The organism is Rhizobium aethiopicum (assembly GCF_900094625.1).
In the GTDB taxonomy this organism is placed as follows: Bacteria; Pseudomonadota; Alphaproteobacteria; order Rhizobiales; family Rhizobiaceae; genus Rhizobium; species Rhizobium aethiopicum.
The window spans coordinates 1-1211 of sequence record NZ_FMAJ01000060.1; the positions used below are offsets into that span (position 1 = coordinate 1).

The window sequence follows — 1211 nt, forward strand, 5'->3', positions numbered from 1 at the left end:
TCACAGGAGGCGACATCGCCGGTTTGTTTGCGTGCTTTGCTGCACTTCGCCAGAAAGCCAAGCGGCGAAAGAACATACTTTACCCACTGGTGATGATCCAAGAGGCCGGACTTGATGGCTTCTGGCTGGGACGAGTGCTGAGCCAGGAAGCTTGGATAGAGAGCCACATTGTAGAGGCGGCCTCAATCGCTATGCCGCGCCGGCATCGCCGGGCGAAGACCGACCGCATCGACGGTGAGACGCTGATCCGCGCTTTGATTGCATGGAAACGTGGCGAGCCTCGTGCGTGCTCAATGGTCAGGCTTCTCACACCTGAGGAAGACGACAACCGACGGATCGGGCGGGAGCGGAAAACTCTAATTGCCGAGCGTGTCTTCCACGTTAATCGGATAAAGGGACTTCTCTTCGCGCAAGGGATACGGGACTACGAGCCTGTCAATCGAGATCGCCGGCAACGACTGGACGAGCTTCGGACTGGCGATGGTCGTCCGCTATCAAAACACCTGAAGGCTGAAGTCTGCAGGGAACTTGATCGCCTGGAATTGTTGCTCACACAAATCAAGGCTGTAGAAGCAGAGCGAGATGTTTTGATCGTCCAGGAGACGTCGGAAACGCCGAAGGAAGCGACCGCTCTTTTGGCCATCAAGGGGATTGGGCCGGAGTTTGCAACGATACTCTACACGGAAGGCCTGTTCCGACACTTCGACAATCGACGCCAAATCGCATCTTATGCAGGCCTTGCCCCCTCCCCTTGGCAAAGCGGTAACATCAATCGCGAACAGGGTGTGTCAAAGGCGGGAAATCCACGTTTACGAGCGACCATGGTCGAACTCGCCTGGCTATGGTTGCGGCACCAACCAAAATCAGCACTAACTTGCTGGTTTAAGGAGCGCATCGCTCGCAACAGCGGTCGTCTGAAAAAACCGATGATTGTGGCGCTGGCCCGCAAGCTGCTCGTTGCACTTTGGAAATACGTGAGCTCCGGCGTCGTGATCGAAGGTGCAATAATGAAAACCGCCTGAAGCGGGAAGCGCCTGTGAAACGCAAATTCTAATCCTCAGGGTGTGATCAGCCCTGACGGATCCAGGTGAACGGACCGGGATTCCTTTTGGCTTCAACCGCCGATGTTGAGATTGGTCCCGTTCTCCTGAGCCCGCGCTCGCGAAAGCGGGAAATTGGTGCCTGCCGCCAAAGAGCGGCGACCGCATGTG

The 1211-nt window shown here is 56.4% G+C and carries 1 protein-coding gene; it reads left to right on the forward strand.

Features of this window, described 5'->3' with window-relative positions:
• Positions 1-1022, forward strand: a 1022-nt coding sequence (locus GA0061105_RS32100) for an IS110 family RNA-guided transposase (protein WP_245304466.1), incomplete at its 5' end; no start/stop codon positions are given.
• Positions 1023-1211 lie beyond the last annotated feature (189 nt).